A 15709-nucleotide genomic window follows, 5' to 3' on the forward strand; every position below is an offset into this window, starting at 1 on the left:
GGGGCACTTTGTCAGGAGCGCTCCATTCGTCCCTCCGCTCTCGGAGCCTCGTGCAGCTCCCGCAGGCTCCTGCCCCGATACCTCACCCGACTTCTTCGGCATGGGAGTCCTCAGTCAGCCAGTGCTTTGAGCAACGCGTCCCGCCCATCCTGGTAGAACTCGATGTCCAGTTTGGTGGCCATCTCGTCCGACAGCTCGAAGAGCTGCTTGCGGCAAGACACGGGTAGCAAGAGCGACTTCGCACCTTTCTCGACGGCAAGTTCAGCCAGGCTCACTGCGTTATGAATTGGTTCGATGGTTCCACCCAGGGTCACCTCTCCCACGATGACCAGGCCACCGCGGACCGACTTCTTTAAAAGCGCACTCGACAAAGCGACAAGCGCCGCGACGCCAGTCTTGGCACCAGACTTCGCAGCATCAAAGCCGCGTAACTGCACTGAGAATTCGTGGGCACGCGGGTCGCGGTCGCCGACCAGCTGCAGCGCCCTTGCATAGAGGTTCTGCTCTGCGCAGCGAATGGACTCCTTGAACGCCGGTGGCACCGGGTTGTTCAGGACCCTGACCCCTGAACCTGGTCCTTCGGTGACCTCGAGCCGGAAGAGACCGGGGTGCTCGTCCTGGCCTCCAGGACTGAGAGTCCAAATCTGTCCGCTCTCCAGCGGTTCGTCTCCGATGCCTCCCTGACTCTGGAGCTCCGGAGTGGAGACGAATTTCTCAACGCCCTCCGCGCCAAGCGTGTAGCTGAAATGGGTATTGCGAAACTCCGCGGCACCTATTCGCTTTTGCTGCTCCTTCACCCGGCGACGCACCTCCAGCGCCAGCCTCACGGCCCATTCCAGGTCCTCGTCGCTCACTTCGCTGTCCTGCCCTGGATAAAGCAGCTTCAGCAGGCCGCTGACGGTCTTGTTAACCCCGTTGATGTCCCGGCCGGACAAGCCCCCGCCCCAGTACACCCGCCCTTGCAAGTCAGACACCCTGCTCTGGCCGCGAAGCTGCGTGAAGCACTCCGACAGGAAGTCGCTCACCAAGCCGAAATGGTCCGTGAAAAGACTCGGATTGAGCTTCGGAACATCCCAACCAGGCAGAAAGCAGTGAATGCGGTCCATGAAGGCCGTGTCGTCTCGCATTTCGGGCGGCAGCGGCCCGAAGAGATGCCCGATGCGCTGCTGGTGCTCCACGTCCACGTCGAAGTTGCCCACCAGCACGATGGAGCCGTCCGCACGGATGCTCTCCTTGCCTCTGGAGAACTCACCGCTCTCCATGTAGCCCTTCATGATGTTCACGCCATCCTTCTGGTCGAAGGACACGCCGGACACTTCGTCGAAGCAGACCACGTCGTATTGGCAGACCAGGCCGCGTTGCCCGCTGGCGTTGTTGACGAACATCCGAGCCACGGTAGCCTTGCCGCCCGAAATCAGGTGGGCGTAAGGGGACACTTGCTGGAACAGGTGGGACTTCCCGGTCCCTCGCGGGCCCAGCTCCACCATGTTGTAGTTGCGCTCGACGAACGGCACCATGCGCAGCAAGAGAGCATCTTTGGCTCGGTCTGACAAGCTCGCCGGCTCGAAGCCCACACTGCGCAACAACAGGTCACGCCATTCAGTCCTCGTGAAGTGTTCCCGGCCCTTCGCCAGCACCTCCAGCACCTCGCGTTTCGACAGCTGGATGGCACGTAGGGCATCAACGCCGAAGGGCCGACCACCCTTTTCTTGCGCAATGGAAGCGTCGTATCCGAGCGTGACCTCGGCGTAGAAGCCTCCGGTCAACATGCGCTCGTTTTCTTTCACCATCTCCGGCGTCAGACGGACGTCGTTCAGACGCAGGCTCGGTAGCGTGGCAACATAAGAGTCCGTTTTGGAGTCCAGACGGGCCGTGATGATGTCGATGATTTTCACGGAACCCGACTCCCGCGCCCGGGCCTTGAACAGTTCCTCTTCGCCAGCTTTCACCGTACGCGAGCCGAGCTGCCGCTGGACGATGTCGAGGCCTTCCTGGATTTCGGCTTCATCGGTCGTGGCGCAGTAGCGGCCGAGCAGGAACTCCACGACATACGTGGGTACCGGGAACTGGCGGCTGAAGGTCCGCACAAGGTCCTTGCGCACTACATAGCCTTCAAAGGCCTGCGTGGCCTTGCGGTCCAGGTCGTCGAGTTGCATATTCAGTTCTCTCCTACGGAGGTGGCCTGCTTCTGCAGCACCTCGCCATCGGCGCTCAGTACGACCACTACAGCCGCCGCACCCATGTTTTCGTCGTCTGCCACAGCAAGGCTACCCTTTCCCGCCTCCAGGGGCTTGGCGCTCGCCGCCAGCGAACTCGATGGCAGGGCGGCCTTGGTCCGAATGTCTACACGCTGCCCGGGCGAGGCACCCTCCACTTCGACCGTGCAGCGAAGCCCTTTCCACTTCACGGATTTGATAGTGACAGACGCCGCCTGCCCAGTCGCTGCAGCGCGGTCGAAGCGCAGCACTGGCACCAGGCATTCCTGCAGGCTGATGCCGCCATGGGCGTACTCAGACCCTGCCACGAAAGTTGACACCCCAGGCGCATAGGCCACCTGGACGTCTTTGCACCAATCCCATCCGAACGTCAGCGGCGTGCCATGTGCCGAACCCTTCAACACCGCGCAGCGCCCCCAGCGGGTCTCAGCTTGGTGCTTTGGCAGCTCCGTCTTTGGAAGGCCACCAGGCATCAGCAACCATCCATGGTCGGTCACGACACGGATTCGCGTCCAACCGGCTTCGCACAGTTCGGCGACTCGCTCTACGACTTGGTCCAGCTGCGTGCCGAGGTCACGCGCCAAGCGGACGCCATGCTCGTGGCCATAGTGGTCGAAATCGCCGGCCTCGGTCCACGCTTGGCCCGCCGGGTCACCCGTTTCGTGCTTGTCCAGCGGCTGAATGCCGTTCGCCGCCAGCAACTTGCGGAAGTTGTGCCCGGAAAGCGGTTTGTTATCGGCTGCGACACGGGGCTCAAACTCCGTGTCCTCAGCGGTCCCCGAGATATGGCTCGCCACCGGCGAAGCCCAGGCCTTGCCGGAAGCTGTCACGGACGGCAGGCTGGTCCAGCAGGCGCCCAGTTCGACGCTCCCAATCGACGAAAGGCGCTCGCGCAGTTGCACCGCCACGTCGTACCTCAAGCCGTCTACGAAAACGGTGCAAGTACCGGGAACCAAGGTGACTGCATCCGCTGGCAACGCCGGCAGGCCGCCGGAGCCCTTGACAGCTTCCTGAAGCCGGCGCGCGGCCTCTTCCAACCACGGCAGATAGAGCACGCGCAGTGCGACTCCTACGGCTTCCACGTCCGTTTTGGCAGTCACGGAACCAAGCGCGTGCATCGCTGCCTCGTCTACCTGCCAGCCCATTTGTCGATAGCTGCCGGCCAGTTCGGCCGGAGTTTGGCCAACCGGCGCAGCTGAACTCAGCTCAGCGACTCGAGACAGATGTGCCAGTGCCAATGCGAGCGGCGACCGACCCATTCGCGCCCACAGCCATCCTCGACGGTCACTATGCTCCTTCTCCGCTGCCATGACGGCGATGCGAGCTTGCACGGCGTCCATGCCGCCACACGCGGACAGTGCATATCGCAGTGCGGACTCGCCCTGCTCGTTCGCCTGCGGATAGCCGGCCAGCTGCTGCTGGTCGGGGAAAAGCCCGAGCTGCGGGGGCTGAACTTTGGCGAGCAACGCGAACACGTTTGGGAGGCTCGTGTACGAGTCTCTGTACAGCTCCCAGGCCGCCGCCCACTTTCCCTCCGCCCGGGCTAGCCGCTCGGCGGCGGCTAGCGCTCCGTCCGCCAACGGGTCGAGACCATAATCCACCTTGCTGCGCTTCACGAACACGTCCCAGCGGACAGCACTCCATTGACTTCGAACCGCGTCGGGAGCGTTCATCCAAAGCAGCAGGTCGCGCGTGGGGTTCGGGGCCATAAGGTCCAACAACCATTCCGCGGTGATTGAGCGCCCCTTCAGGTCATCCGCTCTGCGCTCCAGCAGCGCGCCCTCCTGCAATGCCTGCCCCAAGGCCTCCTGCGTCGCCCTATCCTGCGCCACATCGAGGCCCAGGCCCCCGTTCTTTGAAGCCAGAAAAGCACTGAGCGTCCAATCCTTGGCGTTCGATTGGCTCCAGAACACTCCTCGATACTGCAACTCAGCCAGCGGCTGCAGGTCACGCGGGCAGCTCTCAATCGCACGCAGTTCGGCGCGGCTAACGCCCGGAAGGTAGACGACTGGCACACCATCGAACTGTGCGTCGCTTAGCACCCTGGCGACGGCAGCCTTGAGCCAAATGGCAGGGCCGCTGCGCTGCTCAGGCTCGTAGGGGCCGAGCACGCACAGGCTAGGGAGCAACTTTTTGACCACGGGCAACGCCGCTTGCCAATTGCGGTCCTTATCGGGCCAGAGAATGGCAGCCGCAGGTGCGGCTGTATGCGAATTTCCCTTCGCAGCTGAAAGGAGGGCCACTGCCAACGCTTCGCCGATGGTCGTCGAAGCAGACGGAGTTCGCTGGACCGGGCTCACTTCAGCTCCCAGGAGGTAGCCAGCACGTCAAGCAGCTCCCGTTGACGCTTTTCGACAACCTCAGGCGTCCACGTCGCCGTGTTCAGAACCTGCGTGGTGAGCACGTATGAGGACACACCCTGCTTACCCATGAAATAGGCCTTCTTCTTCCGGTCGAAGTCATGGTTCTGAGCCTGCGAGTTGCGGCGCTGGTTTAGCGGCACCAGGTTCGCCAACCGATGCACCCAATGCAACTGCTGGAGGAAGTCGGGCCACAGCGTCTCCCACTGCGAGCCTTTCGCCACGGTTTGCGGGAGAACGTGTTCTATGGTCAGCACCGCCGGGTCGTAGCTTGCTGCGCCGTCTGCGAGGAACGAATCTAGCCTCAGGATGAGGTAATTGCGTCGACGTGCGGTCATCGAGTAGACCTCGCCGTCGAGCTGCTTGAGAAAACTCTTCTTCTCGGCTTCCGTCAGGTCGACCGCCGTGACTGGCTGTGCCATGGCGTGGGGCTTCTCCAGCGCGTTCAGCACCCGGGCATAGCGCTCAATGCGCCCGTTCACGTCGTACGCGCAGATGTGCATGAATGCTGCCAGCCGCTCCAGGCGCTTGATGAACCAGTGCACATACGCAGCGTTCGACCCGTGTTGCGCCAAAAACCTCATGGCGCTGGGCAGCCAGTCGGAATTGTCAATGCGGTTCAACCAATGTAGGAGGTCATTGACGTCTGCCGCATTGGCGGTGGAGACAAACTGGGCGTACTTGGCGACCAAGTACGCCTGCGTGTAGGGCTCGATGACCTCGGTGACCAGGGTCTCAGCGGAAGACACTTTGTCGATGACGCGTTCCCGGAACTCCTCGAGCAACGCCCTGCGAGCTTTGTCCTTCGCGTAAATCATGCGGATGTGGCCGAAGACCTCCGCAAACCCGTCGCGACCAGTCTCGACCTCCAGTTCTTCCCAAGTCTCGTTGTATTCGTCCCGTAGCTCCGGCTTGACCTTGCCAATGACATCCGACTTGATGATGTCGGTAGGCAGCAGGTCCAGCCCCCGGCTGTTGAGGACGGAAAACACCCGAAAGGCCGACTGCTGGCTGGGCGTGGACACCGCCACCAGGAAGCAACGCTGCACCAGGAATTGTCCGAATTGAGTGGCTGCTTGAGAGTCGTTCCCGAAAACTGCCTCCAGTCGCTGGAGGAAGAGTCGAGCATTTGCCTGGATATTGCGCTGGGACTCGGTATCCAGCTGCGCCGCATCGAGCCCCAGCAGTTCGCCCAATGCAACGTCTTGCACATACTCCTTGAAGAATTCGCGGTCCCGCTCCCGCAAGGACAGTCTCGGTTTCTGGGGCAGACCTTCAAGCACATTGCCTGGTTCGCACAGATAGCGGTGGAAGGCATCTCGAATCGACCCGGCAGCGCGGTGCGTCAATGCCGCAAGGAGGATGGTCAGCGTGGTCAGGCGCTGCTGGCCGTCGATGACCTCCGCGTGAGGCTTGCCCTCCTCCTTGATGAGAACAATGCTTCCCAGGAAATACGTGTCCTCCTTGTCCTCCTTGCAATAGAAGTCATAGAGGTCCGAGAACAACTCTCCCGCCTGCACCGGCGTCCAGGCATAAGGGCGCTGATAGCTCGGGATGACATAGTCGAAGTCCGAGCTGAAGATTTTGGCGAGCGGAAATTCCGCGCCGGTGATTTTCTTTGTCATGCTTCTGCTTCCTCCATCCAGCGGTGCATCACAGAACCCCCCTGCCCGTTTCTGATTTCAGCAACGCCGCTAGCTGTGACCCTGACTTCAATTTCTCAATGAAGGAACACCCTCCGTCATTTGGCCGCCAGTGTGGGCATGCCAGGAAGTAAGCATCCAGCAAGCCCATTGGGTTGGCCTTCTTCCGCAGCACCATGTGCTCACCGTGCACCGGACAAGTGGCAAGCTCGACTCCTTTACGGCGTCCGGCGAGGTCCGAGCGGAGGTCATCCACCCGGGTCGCAATGATTTTCTCCGTCCCCGGATTCGTAAGGAGTTCACCGAACTCCTCAGATGTCATCGTGAACTCCGGCGCCGAGGTGTCGGTCATGAGAGCATAGTCCTCCCGCTGCAATGGCTCGGTGCGATTGCACGCCCGGCCATCTCCCTGCTGCACATACCAACCCGTGCAGCCCCAGTAGAAGTCACCGGGGCCCGCGACGCCCAGGTCGCGCCTCCATTGCAGCTTCATGTGACGCCCACAGGTGCACTTCTTGCCCAGGATGTCCGCAAACGCGTTGTACTGGAGGACGTGCGTGGTATCCAGGTCCACCTCGACTCTCTCAATCAAAGCCTCGGAATCGAGAATCTTCTCCGCCGCCTTGACCTCCTTGGCTTGGTTAACCTTGCCAAGTAGTTCTTCCCGCTCCTCTCGAAGGAACGCCCAACGACGCCGCTCTTGGTCTGATAGGTCGCCCCGGCTCATTCGCCGGTTACGCAGGTCCATGATTTCTTCATTGACCTCGCGCAGCCGGTCCTTCTTGCGCTCGGCTTCCTGAGCGGCAAGAGCTCCTGTAGCACCTCCTCGCTCTCGGTAGTCTTCAAAGCTCTTGCGAATACCCGTGACGACCTCCGCGACCGTCTTCACTACCACGCCAAGAACTGTCCCGATGGCGTTGAACAGGCTCGAAAAGAATCCCATCAAATGCTCCCCGACATTTCCCGTTCTTCTTGAAGGAGCAGCAACGCCAGCAACTTGTCGCGATGCGAGCGGTAGGACGCCGCCATGCTTGCCTGGTTGATTGTCCTGTCGAACACGAGGCCCCCCGCAAATGCGACAGGGATGGACAAGTATCCGCCCCCCAATGCATAGACCGTCGCACCTATGAGTTGCGTGGTGACCGTTCGCTGGCTGCGCCTGGCCAAAGCCATCTTGAATGAGTCCATAGACTGGGCGCCCACTGCAAGTCTGTAGCCCTCATACAAGGCCATGGCAGCTAAAGGCAGCAGCGGATGGAAATGGTCCAAGAAGGACTCGGTCAGCGAAGCATCGGCGGCATCCACGGCATCCGTCACATATGCCCGCAGGTCGTGGTCAGATACGCCACTGTCCAAAACCAAGCCGCTATGCGCCACTTCGTCGGTCGCCAAAATCTGGATGTCTGGATAGCGTTCCAACGCCGACTGGATGTAGCCCACGCTGTCGGTCGCCTTCAGCTGCAAATACTCCAAGACGTCGCCATGGTCATCCACAATTCGCAGGTCCCATCCCGGCTGGGTCATTGAATCGGCGAGCACGGCCTTCTGCCCTGCCTCCAACAGCAACGGCCCGACGCGCTCCCCCTGATTCAGTTTCTCGACGACTAGGTACTCGAAGTACTTGCCCTTGGCGGTATTCACTGCACCTTGCAGGGCATCGCCGTCCAGAGCGAACAGGCGAGCCTCCGTCAGCGAGGGATTCGTGTCGTGAATCGCCCGCAGTAGCAATGGGTCGACATCTTCAGGGCGAGCGCCGTCTCCAATCTCAACAGAGGCCGCCGCAACTGCGACGTCTAAGAGAGACTCGCGATGAGTTTTCAGGAACCGGCTGAATGCTCGTTGAAACGCCTCTCCGGGCGGCAGGTCACCATTCGCCGCGTATTTACTTGCGAGGTGACTGAGGCGCGTGGACGGTATGTGCTCCATTTAACCTCTAGGACTTGCGCAACTTTGCGAGTTCCGCCTTCATGCGCTGCAGGTCAGCGACCCAACCCGATGCCGAGATGCCTTCCGCCTCAAGTCCCAAGCCCTGTTCTATTCGTGCGATGCGCCGCTCCAGTCCTTGGACGAACTGGTCCAGTCCCCCGAGGACTTCCTCCACCATCAACAGGTGCTGCTCCATCTGGGCGCGCAATTCCTTCTGCGTCACCGTTTCAAACATGGTTTCTCCTGAGGTGGTGCCACTGAGCTCAGCTCTTCACGGTGAGGTCGCCGTTCCAAAATCGACGTCTGAATACGCGAGAAACGAACAAGCGTCGAAGAATGTGGCCGGGGGCTTCGTCTTATGGGTGACGAGTACGAGGTCGTAATCGTCATCACCCGCGCCAGGGCCACCGCGGGCAAGCTTGAAGGACGCATAGCCTCGCCTCCCCTTCGTGAAGGCGGTGGCATCGTACGCCTTCTGAATGCGCTGGTGCGCCGCGATTTCGGAGGCGGGAACTCCTGCAGATTCGATTAGGCGAATCTCCATTACGAGAAATTCTCCAAGAACCCGAAGGCACCAACGTCGTAGCTGCGCGGTACAGTGGCCGCGATACGGAACCCGGTCATACGATTCCCCTTGCCTTCCGCTTCTCCTTTAACGTGAGGGGATGGTGGTTCACACGCTCGCCCTTGAACACCTTGAACCACGGCGCGCTCTCACCGTCTTTTCCGCGGTCCTTGTCCCAAGTGATGTTCAGCTTGGGCTTCTTGTTATGGCGCAGTACCTCCGCTGTCATGAACGGCCGAATGTTCAGCCGCACGCCATCGTTGAGGTCCGGATTCCACCCAACGGGCTGTTCTGCCAGGGACTTCCAACGCACAAAGATGTCATAGGGTGGTTCGCCTTCGAGAATGAGCTCCAAGCGGCGCTTCAGGTCTTGAGCGGCGGCTAGGCGGGTATGGGAGCCGTCGATGCCGCCGCGGATGCCGGCCTCCTGCTGGCGAATCCAGTCTCCCAGGTACGTGTGGAGGAGGCGCTCTAGGTTCTTGACATCCAGCTTATGGTAGTTCACCAGCGCCGCAAACCCGTCTTTGAGCCCGTCCCACACGTGCCAGATGAACGGCCGGTGGTGAAAGCGCTTGACGTGCTGCTCGAAGAACTTGTCGCGTAGCCAAACATCGAGGCTTATGGTGGTGCAGTCCGCGGCGGTGAGCAGTTTGTCAAGCACGCCAGGCTTCCAACTGCCGGGTTTTGCACTCTCCCAAGCAGCAATCAACAGTTTCAGCAATCGCTCGTGCGCCGGCGGCTCGCCACGTACCGAAGGCAGACATAGTATGCCGTCATCGTCCGCGTGCTCGCGAAGCAGCTCGCTGCGTGCAATCCAGCTGCGAGCAGAAGCGGCCAGCTTCATTGGACGGTCCGACTCGGCCGGCCAGCGGTAACCCGCGAGCCGGGCCACTGCCACCTGAAGTGGGTCTGTCGAGGGCTGAGGATGGCCGTGGAACAGCCATTCAACCGGGTCGTCGGAGTACGGCTCCGGAAGACCGTCCGGGTAGCGGGTCGCGGCTATCTGTTGCCAATGCGCCAAGTCGAATGGCACTCTCACGAGAGTACCAGTTGCAACACTGAGCTTTTGGTTAACCTTTCGAATCGCCGCTTCGTACACCGGGTCCGAACAATAGGCCCAAACAGCAGGCAAATGGTCTTCGTGACGAGGGACAATGGCTGCTGTTATCTTTTCATGGATGTCCCCGAGGTAAAGGCACCTAGGAAGAGATTTCATTTGTCCGACCAATACTCCGCGCCTGTTCCAAGCACTGTGCCCCTGAACACGAGCGCCTTCGAAATTGGCCAAGGCACCGTTCCCCTGCTCCCAACGGAGCACATTGGACATGCCGCCATAGGTGGTGGTGGAATCAGGAGAGCCAGCGAACGGAGCCCATACTCGTTGGTCGATGTGGTGGTTCTCCCAGAAGGCTTGAACGAACCGGTCCCCATCCCCTGTTGATAGGCCCTCGACGCTTGTCGCGTAATCGCTCAGCATCGCAGCCGCAGCAATTGACTCGAGCGCGACTACTGCGTCGGGATTGGACAGCTGTCCTCGCTGACTCACACACGAAAGTTGGCCGTTCAGGAGCAGTTTCGCTTTCTCTTGGGCGCCTTTCCGCGTGCTCGCGTCGACCCCACGAAGGTGGAAAGATTCTTCCGCGGGAGTGCGTGTTTGAGTTAGGAGGATGGCTTGGACCACCTCACCACTGATAGTCTCAAATGCACCCGGCCCCAATCTGGCCAGAAGATTCCATTGAACGCGTCTCAGCAAGGATTGACGCTGTTTCTTGTAGCTCGCAAGAAATAACCAGTTCTGCGGCATCACGATTTGAACCACGCCGGTACCGACGTTTCCATCGGGTTCACAGGTGAGCTCCAAGCAGCGCTCTAGGAACACATTAGCGAGGTCGTTCTTTGCCTCAGGATAGTGGCTATCGCAGTAGTCGCGAAGCAAGTCACACTGCTGACCTCTCCCAAGATAAGGGACATTCGTCACTACCAGGTGGTACCTTGTGTCAAGGAGCCGGGCGGCGTCCAGGAGGCCGCGTGCGGTAAGAGCCAGGTCCCAGGAGTCGTCCTGCAGTTCGCTAGATTGGCCCCAAAGAGTTGCCGGCCGTTCAGTGGCCAATGCACGCTCCAACAACTCCCGAAGGGTCTCGAAGCTCGATGTAGCCAAGTCGTTCTTTAGGCTGCGCGCAGGGTCCAACAGGCTGCCCAGAAGCGGTGCTTGCGCGAAGCTGGCGTGCAGTAGCCGCAGCTCCTGCCGCAGATAAGTGGCGTTGGCGGTGTCATCCGGCACAAGCGCCATCCAGTCCTCCGGCTTCGCGGCAACTTTCAGGCCGCAGCAAGCCACCTTGGGTGCCGGCATGTCAGCGCGTACTCCGAGCGGATTCCCGGTCTCGTCCGGAAAGCGCCACGCCGCCAGGGCCAATGCGAAAACAGCGATTTCCACGCAGCGAGCATCCAGCTCAAGACCGTGCATGTTCTCATCCAACACTGCGTCCACAGCTTCCATAGCGCTTAGGCCCTCGGCTGCCATGCGCATGGGCACTAGCATCAGGAAGGCCGCCACCAGGAAGTGGCCCGACCCGCAGCAGGGGTCCAGCAGCTTGAAATCCCTTAGCTGGTTGGGCCACCCTTCGAACTGTCCGGCTGCAGGCGTACCATCTTGCAAGGTCCGCAGGTATGGCAGCGGCACAGGGCAAGGTTTCCCAGCGTGACGCGTGACCCACCATGCGCCAAGTGAGTTGTGAAGCAGGAAGTCCACCATGTACGGCTCGGTGAAGAGCTGCGTGACCGCTGGTAGTTCGTCCGCGCCAATCTTCACTTCGGAGGCATTGACCTCGTCCTTCCGCTTCGACTGCCAAAACTGGTAGACCCAACCCAGGCTGTCGCTCGCCATGAAGACATCGCTTGGCAGGCCAGCGAGCAGGCGCTCCAACTCACGCTGGTGCTCAGGCGCGAAGGAGAGCTCGAAAACCGGGCTCCGCGGTTTGAACACCTGAGGCAGCATTCTGGCGGCCAGCATACCGGCCAATTCCCAGTGGCTCTTCGCGCCCAAAGCTATATCGGGGTGCTCGTCCACCATTTCGCGGCAGTCCTCCAGCGACACTGGCGCACCGGGCTCCCACATGAGAAGGCCGTTCTCGGCCAAGAAACGCGCAAACAGCATGCGGTGCCAATGCTCGTATGCGACTTCCCAAATCAGATGCCGCACACCATGCGTGTCGTCCTTGGCCTTCGCATCGCCCAAAGCACGAGCATGAGCTCGCAGTCGGCGGCGTAGTCCCTTGAATTCTTCGGTCAGGTAGTCGGGTGCCTTCGCTTCTGCGACCGCGAGCTGGTCGAGTGTGGCGCGCGCGCCCTTTTCTGCCACGTCGCGTGCCGCCTTGACGGTGATTTCTAGTTGCGCGCGCAGCGGCTTTGGCAGCGGCTGGTTATTGATGCTGTGGGCCATACTTGTGCGTTTCTTACTCACATAAACCGAGGACGTTTTCGCGAACCCGGTCTCCTCCTGTCCGCTAAAGCGCCACTGGTCCTTGTTGCAGCTTCGTGTGAAGAAGCGCCTCTACCTCACTCAACCAGCCTTTAAGCTCAGCTTCATCGTTCAGCGTCCGCTTTGGGAGCGTGACGTAGACGACATTCGGCTTCAGGAGTTGGGCGGCCGCATGACGGGCCGCTTCGAACCGGCTGGGGAGCGCTTGGATTCTGGAAACCCAGTGTTCCAGGTCGCAATCGTCCAGCGCGTCCTGCAGTTGCTCTGGTGCTCCAAGAGGCAGGGCGCCAGGAGGCGTAAGGTGGTGCTTTTCCGTCAGTTCTTCACGTTGAACGTCCGTCAACTTGCTCCAGTCAGAGCCCGCTTCGAGCTGACTCCGCTCTCGCTCAAAGGTCTGCTGAAATGCATCGAGCTTGGCCTTCAAGGCCTGTCGGAGCAGGTCGACGGTCTTATCGAACAACGGCCGAACGGGGTCGGGCTCCGCCAGCAGACTGCGCTGCGCTTCTATGGCATCGACCTCCGCCTTCAGCGTCGCATAGGGACCCAAGGCCTTGGCATGGCGAAGTAGCTCTTTCAGCTTGCGCCAAACGGGCAGGCGCTTGCCAATGTCCTCGGCGGTCTTAGCCCAGGACTTCGAGGCAGCGAGCAACTCCTCATGACGGGTATACAGCTCCAACAGTTGGCCATTGCCGGTCTGCACTTCGACGGCCTCAATTGCCGGGAGTTTTGGCAGCTCCGGCGCCGGTGCTGGCCCGCCTGCACTCGAGGCCTGCTCGCGCAACTTCGCGAGCAGCATAGGCAGCTTCGCAAGCTCCTCCTTGGGCTGACAGGGTACCCCGACGGCGCTGAACAGCGAGCGAATCTTGATAAGCTGCGGTGGCGTGATGTTGACGCTTTCACGCTGGAAGCTGGCCTGGGTCAGCTTTGCACGCTCCATGCTCTTGGCGTCCAACGGTTTGGATGCCGCATCGGTTGCTTTGATGTGGCCTGCGGCCAGCAATGCGTAAAGCGCGCCGTCGATAGCGTCGCGCGGCCAGCCGTAAGGTGGCGCCTCGAACTGGTCACGAATCTCGGCTCCCTTCTTTCCAGGGCCGATATACGCCAACAACTTCTGACACACCGGATGCTTGTCTGCCTCCTGGCTGTGCCCCACCGCCTTGAGCGCCTCGAGGTTTCCCTTGCGCGCTTCATCGAGCACCTTGCTCCACATGTGGTGGTCGGCCACATCGAATTGGCTATACAAGCGAATCGCCGATGCCTTGGCGGCGCGGTTGACTCGGTCCGCCAAGTCACTGCCATCCTGAACCTCTTGCCCCCCCGCTTGGAAGACCCGAACCCCGGCGAATAGCTGGTCCAGCAACTCGCCAAGGTCCCTGTTCGCATTGTTTTGCCGACTCTCCATAGAACGCTGCGCGTCCCGTCCTTCCTCCGTGGAAGGGTTTCCCTTCAACTGCAGCGTGATACGCGCGGCCTCTGACGCCACAATCGCGTTGGTGAGCTCAGTCTTGTATTGAGCAGGCATGAAAGCGAACAACGTGGGGTTGTCCGCGGGCTTCGCCTTCGCCTCGGCAATGACGGACTTTTCTTCCGCCTGCCAGCCGTCCTGAATCCAGAGGTACAGATTCTTGTCGTTGTCCTTGGGCAGCACGTCATCGTAGACGGGGGAGAGGCGCCGCTCCACGTTGTCCTTGCCCTGCACGACTCGCACCTTCTTCAGCACGTCACCGAACCGCACCTTGAGCAGCTCGGCGCGCTTTTGCTCTACGCGTTGAGGCGCGGCATTGAATTCCGCCTCCTGTGCTCGGAACTCGTCATACCAAGCGCTGGATTCGCGCGTCTGCAACCGGTACTCAGTGCCACTGCCACCGGTCATCGCCATGACCAGACGGTCTTTGTTCTGCAGCTCACTCAGCAAAGCAGGAAGCCGCTTGCGCAATTCCACCGAGCCGGCTGAAAGTTCGGTTACCAGCAGGTCGGCCAACGTGTCGTCGGTCGCCTTCAGCCCGATGTCGAGCGCAGCATCGGCGGGCAGCTTGTTGATTAGAAAAATCAGCTTGAGCAGCTTAGCCTTCAGCTGACCTTCTGCGTCGCCCGCCGCGAACCGCTGGACGTTCTCGAACACCTCCTTAGGCAACTGCGCAGTGGAAACCAGGTTCGCCGCAATTTGGTCGTACAGGAAATCGCCCGATACGACATGCCCCAATGGCGCACTGGCTGTTGCAAGCACTGCCTCGTGAACCACACGCAGCTGGCTGCGCAACTGGGAGACAGTGCCGGTGGTGTCGATGGTTCGAAGGACCCGTTCCCAGAACCGCCGGCGCACCGGCAGGAGCGGGTAGTCTGAGGTCATGACGCCTTCGTCCTCGGTCACATGCTCCAGCTTGGTGCCGCGCAGATGACGGGAGATTTCGCCCAGGTTCGAGCGCCAAACCTGTTCGACTTCGGGCTGGGCCGTCGGCTTTTTTGCCAGGATGATTTGCCGGGTGACGTTCTCGACGTCCCAGTCTCCGAGCATGACCTGCACAGGGAAACGTCCAGTCAACTTGGCGAGAGTGGGCGTGCCTGTCAGCGCGGATTGCCCGGTCCCAACGAACAGGAGCTTCCCGTTGAAGTGCTTCGAAAGCGTTTCTGTGATTTCCTGGACTTGGAACGCCTTGTCGGCGTCGCTTCCGATGAACTGTTGCACTTCGTCCAGGACCACCAGCGTGAGCGGGAACTTGCCGTCCACTGAGAGTGCGTCGGCAATGGCGCTGGTCATCTGGTCGCTGGTGACGTCGGTCACCTGGGGAAACTGCTCTTTCAGCAGCTTCCGTGCGTCAGCCTCGGTGTGGGCCAGCTCAGGGCGAGCTTTGAGCAACGCCTTTGCCAAGTGGCTGGACACGTACATGTGCGGCAGCTCTTGCGCGAGTGAGCGGCCTGCGGCGTGCAAGGCGGCTTCAACGACAGGCAGCAGGCCCTCCCGCTGCATCCAGAGGGCGAACTGCGCCTGGTTGTATTGCTCGGGGAGGCCTTTCGACTTGAAGACGATTCCAAGCAATGCCAGTCGCACCTTGTCGCCGGCCCCTGCGCCAAGCTTGCCTGCCGCGGCATGCAACGCGCCGTATCGTTTCCCCTGCGTACTGAGTTCCTTCAGGTGCTCGAAAACGCCTTCAGGTATTTTCGCCAAGCTGCGGGCCGTGGCACCATCGGTGAACTGATAGTCGGTCCAAAGCGTCCGCAGCATCTTGGCCAGATGCGACTTGCCGCTGCCATAAAAGCCTGAAATCCAGACACCGGGCTGTTCGGCGCCCGCATCGAGATTCAGCAGGAACTTGTCCAGGATGGTTTCCAGCCCCTTTTCATACTGACCATCACAGACGAACGTCTCCAGCTCGTAGCGCAGGATGGCCTGTGCGGCCGCAGAGTGGTCCTCCGACACTTCGGCGACGCCGTTGTTGGCCAGCCGGTTTTCCTTCGGGGGCGTAACGTAGATGTCCCTGTTCAACATTGTTTTTCCTCCTGGTTGTTCTTCGGGCAGGGCA

General features: G+C 60.7%; 9 protein-coding genes. All 9 read right to left on the bottom strand.

Features of this window, described 5'->3' with window-relative positions:
- Window positions 1-110: 110 nt before the first annotated feature.
- Complete coding sequence (gene brxL, locus HHL11_RS19345) at window positions 111-2156, bottom strand: protease Lon-related BREX system protein BrxL (RefSeq protein ID WP_205964492.1); 2046 nt, start codon at window positions 2154-2156, stop codon at window positions 111-113.
- A 2-nt stretch (window positions 2157-2158) separates the two neighbouring features.
- Window positions 2159-4516, bottom strand: a complete 2358-nt coding sequence (gene pglZ, locus HHL11_RS19350; protein ID WP_169420217.1) for a BREX-1 system phosphatase PglZ type B — start codon at window positions 4514-4516, stop codon at window positions 2159-2161.
- On the bottom strand, window positions 4513-6201 hold the full coding sequence (locus HHL11_RS19355; protein WP_169420218.1) for a DUF262 domain-containing protein: 1689 nt from the start codon (window positions 6199-6201) through the stop codon (window positions 4513-4515). The genes pglZ and HHL11_RS19355 overlap by 4 nt, the downstream gene beginning before the upstream one ends.
- 28 nt (window positions 6202-6229) lie before the next feature.
- Complete coding sequence (locus HHL11_RS19360; protein WP_169420219.1) at window positions 6230-7162, bottom strand: hypothetical protein; 933 nt, start codon at window positions 7160-7162, stop codon at window positions 6230-6232.
- A complete protein-coding gene (locus HHL11_RS19365) occupies window positions 7162-8145 on the bottom strand; it encodes a hypothetical protein (protein ID WP_169420220.1) in 984 nt (327 codons plus the stop codon). The genes HHL11_RS19360 and HHL11_RS19365 overlap by 1 nt, the downstream gene beginning before the upstream one ends.
- A gap of 7 nt (window positions 8146-8152) precedes the next feature.
- Window positions 8153-8380, bottom strand: a complete 228-nt coding sequence (locus HHL11_RS19370) for a hypothetical protein (protein WP_169420221.1) — start codon at window positions 8378-8380, stop codon at window positions 8153-8155.
- Between the two features lie 36 nt (window positions 8381-8416).
- A complete protein-coding gene (locus tag HHL11_RS19375) occupies window positions 8417-8689 on the bottom strand; it encodes a hypothetical protein (RefSeq protein WP_169420222.1) in 273 nt (90 codons plus the stop codon).
- Window positions 8690-8765: 76 nt separating this feature from the next.
- Window positions 8766-12149: a DNA methyltransferase gene (locus HHL11_RS19380; RefSeq protein ID WP_169420223.1), complete on the bottom strand. Its 3384-nt coding sequence runs from the start codon at window positions 12147-12149 to the stop codon at window positions 8766-8768.
- A 64-nt stretch (window positions 12150-12213) separates the two neighbouring features.
- Window positions 12214-15675: a BREX system P-loop protein BrxC gene (gene brxC / locus HHL11_RS19385; protein ID WP_169420224.1), complete on the bottom strand. Its 3462-nt coding sequence runs from the start codon at window positions 15673-15675 to the stop codon at window positions 12214-12216.
- Window positions 15676-15709: the final 34 nt, after the last annotated feature.

This window comes from Ramlibacter agri (genome assembly GCF_012927085.1).
Taxonomy (GTDB): Bacteria; Pseudomonadota; Gammaproteobacteria; order Burkholderiales; family Burkholderiaceae_C; genus Ramlibacter; species Ramlibacter agri.

Excerpts from the sequence above, each read along its gene's own strand:
- brxL (WP_205964492.1), bottom strand. The coding sequence starts at position 2,156 with ATGCAACTCGACGACCTGGACCGCAAGGCCACGCAGGCCTTTGAAGGC.
- HHL11_RS19355 (WP_169420218.1), bottom strand. The coding sequence starts at position 6,201 with ATGACAAAGAAAATCACCGGCGCGGAATTTCCGCTCGCCAAAATCTTC.
- HHL11_RS19360 (WP_169420219.1), bottom strand. The coding sequence starts at position 7,162 with ATGGGATTCTTTTCGAGCCTGTTCAACGCCATCGGGACAGTTCTTGGC.
- HHL11_RS19365 (WP_169420220.1), bottom strand. The coding sequence starts at position 8,145 with ATGGAGCACATACCGTCCACGCGCCTCAGTCACCTCGCAAGTAAATAC.
- HHL11_RS19370 (WP_169420221.1), bottom strand. The coding sequence starts at position 8,380 with ATGTTTGAAACGGTGACGCAGAAGGAATTGCGCGCCCAGATGGAGCAG.
- HHL11_RS19375 (WP_169420222.1), bottom strand. The coding sequence starts at position 8,689 with ATGGAGATTCGCCTAATCGAATCTGCAGGAGTTCCCGCCTCCGAAATC.
- HHL11_RS19380 (WP_169420223.1), bottom strand. The coding sequence starts at position 12,149 with ATGGCCCACAGCATCAATAACCAGCCGCTGCCAAAGCCGCTGCGCGCG.
- brxC (WP_169420224.1), bottom strand. The coding sequence starts at position 15,675 with ATGTTGAACAGGGACATCTACGTTACGCCCCCGAAGGAAAACCGGCTG.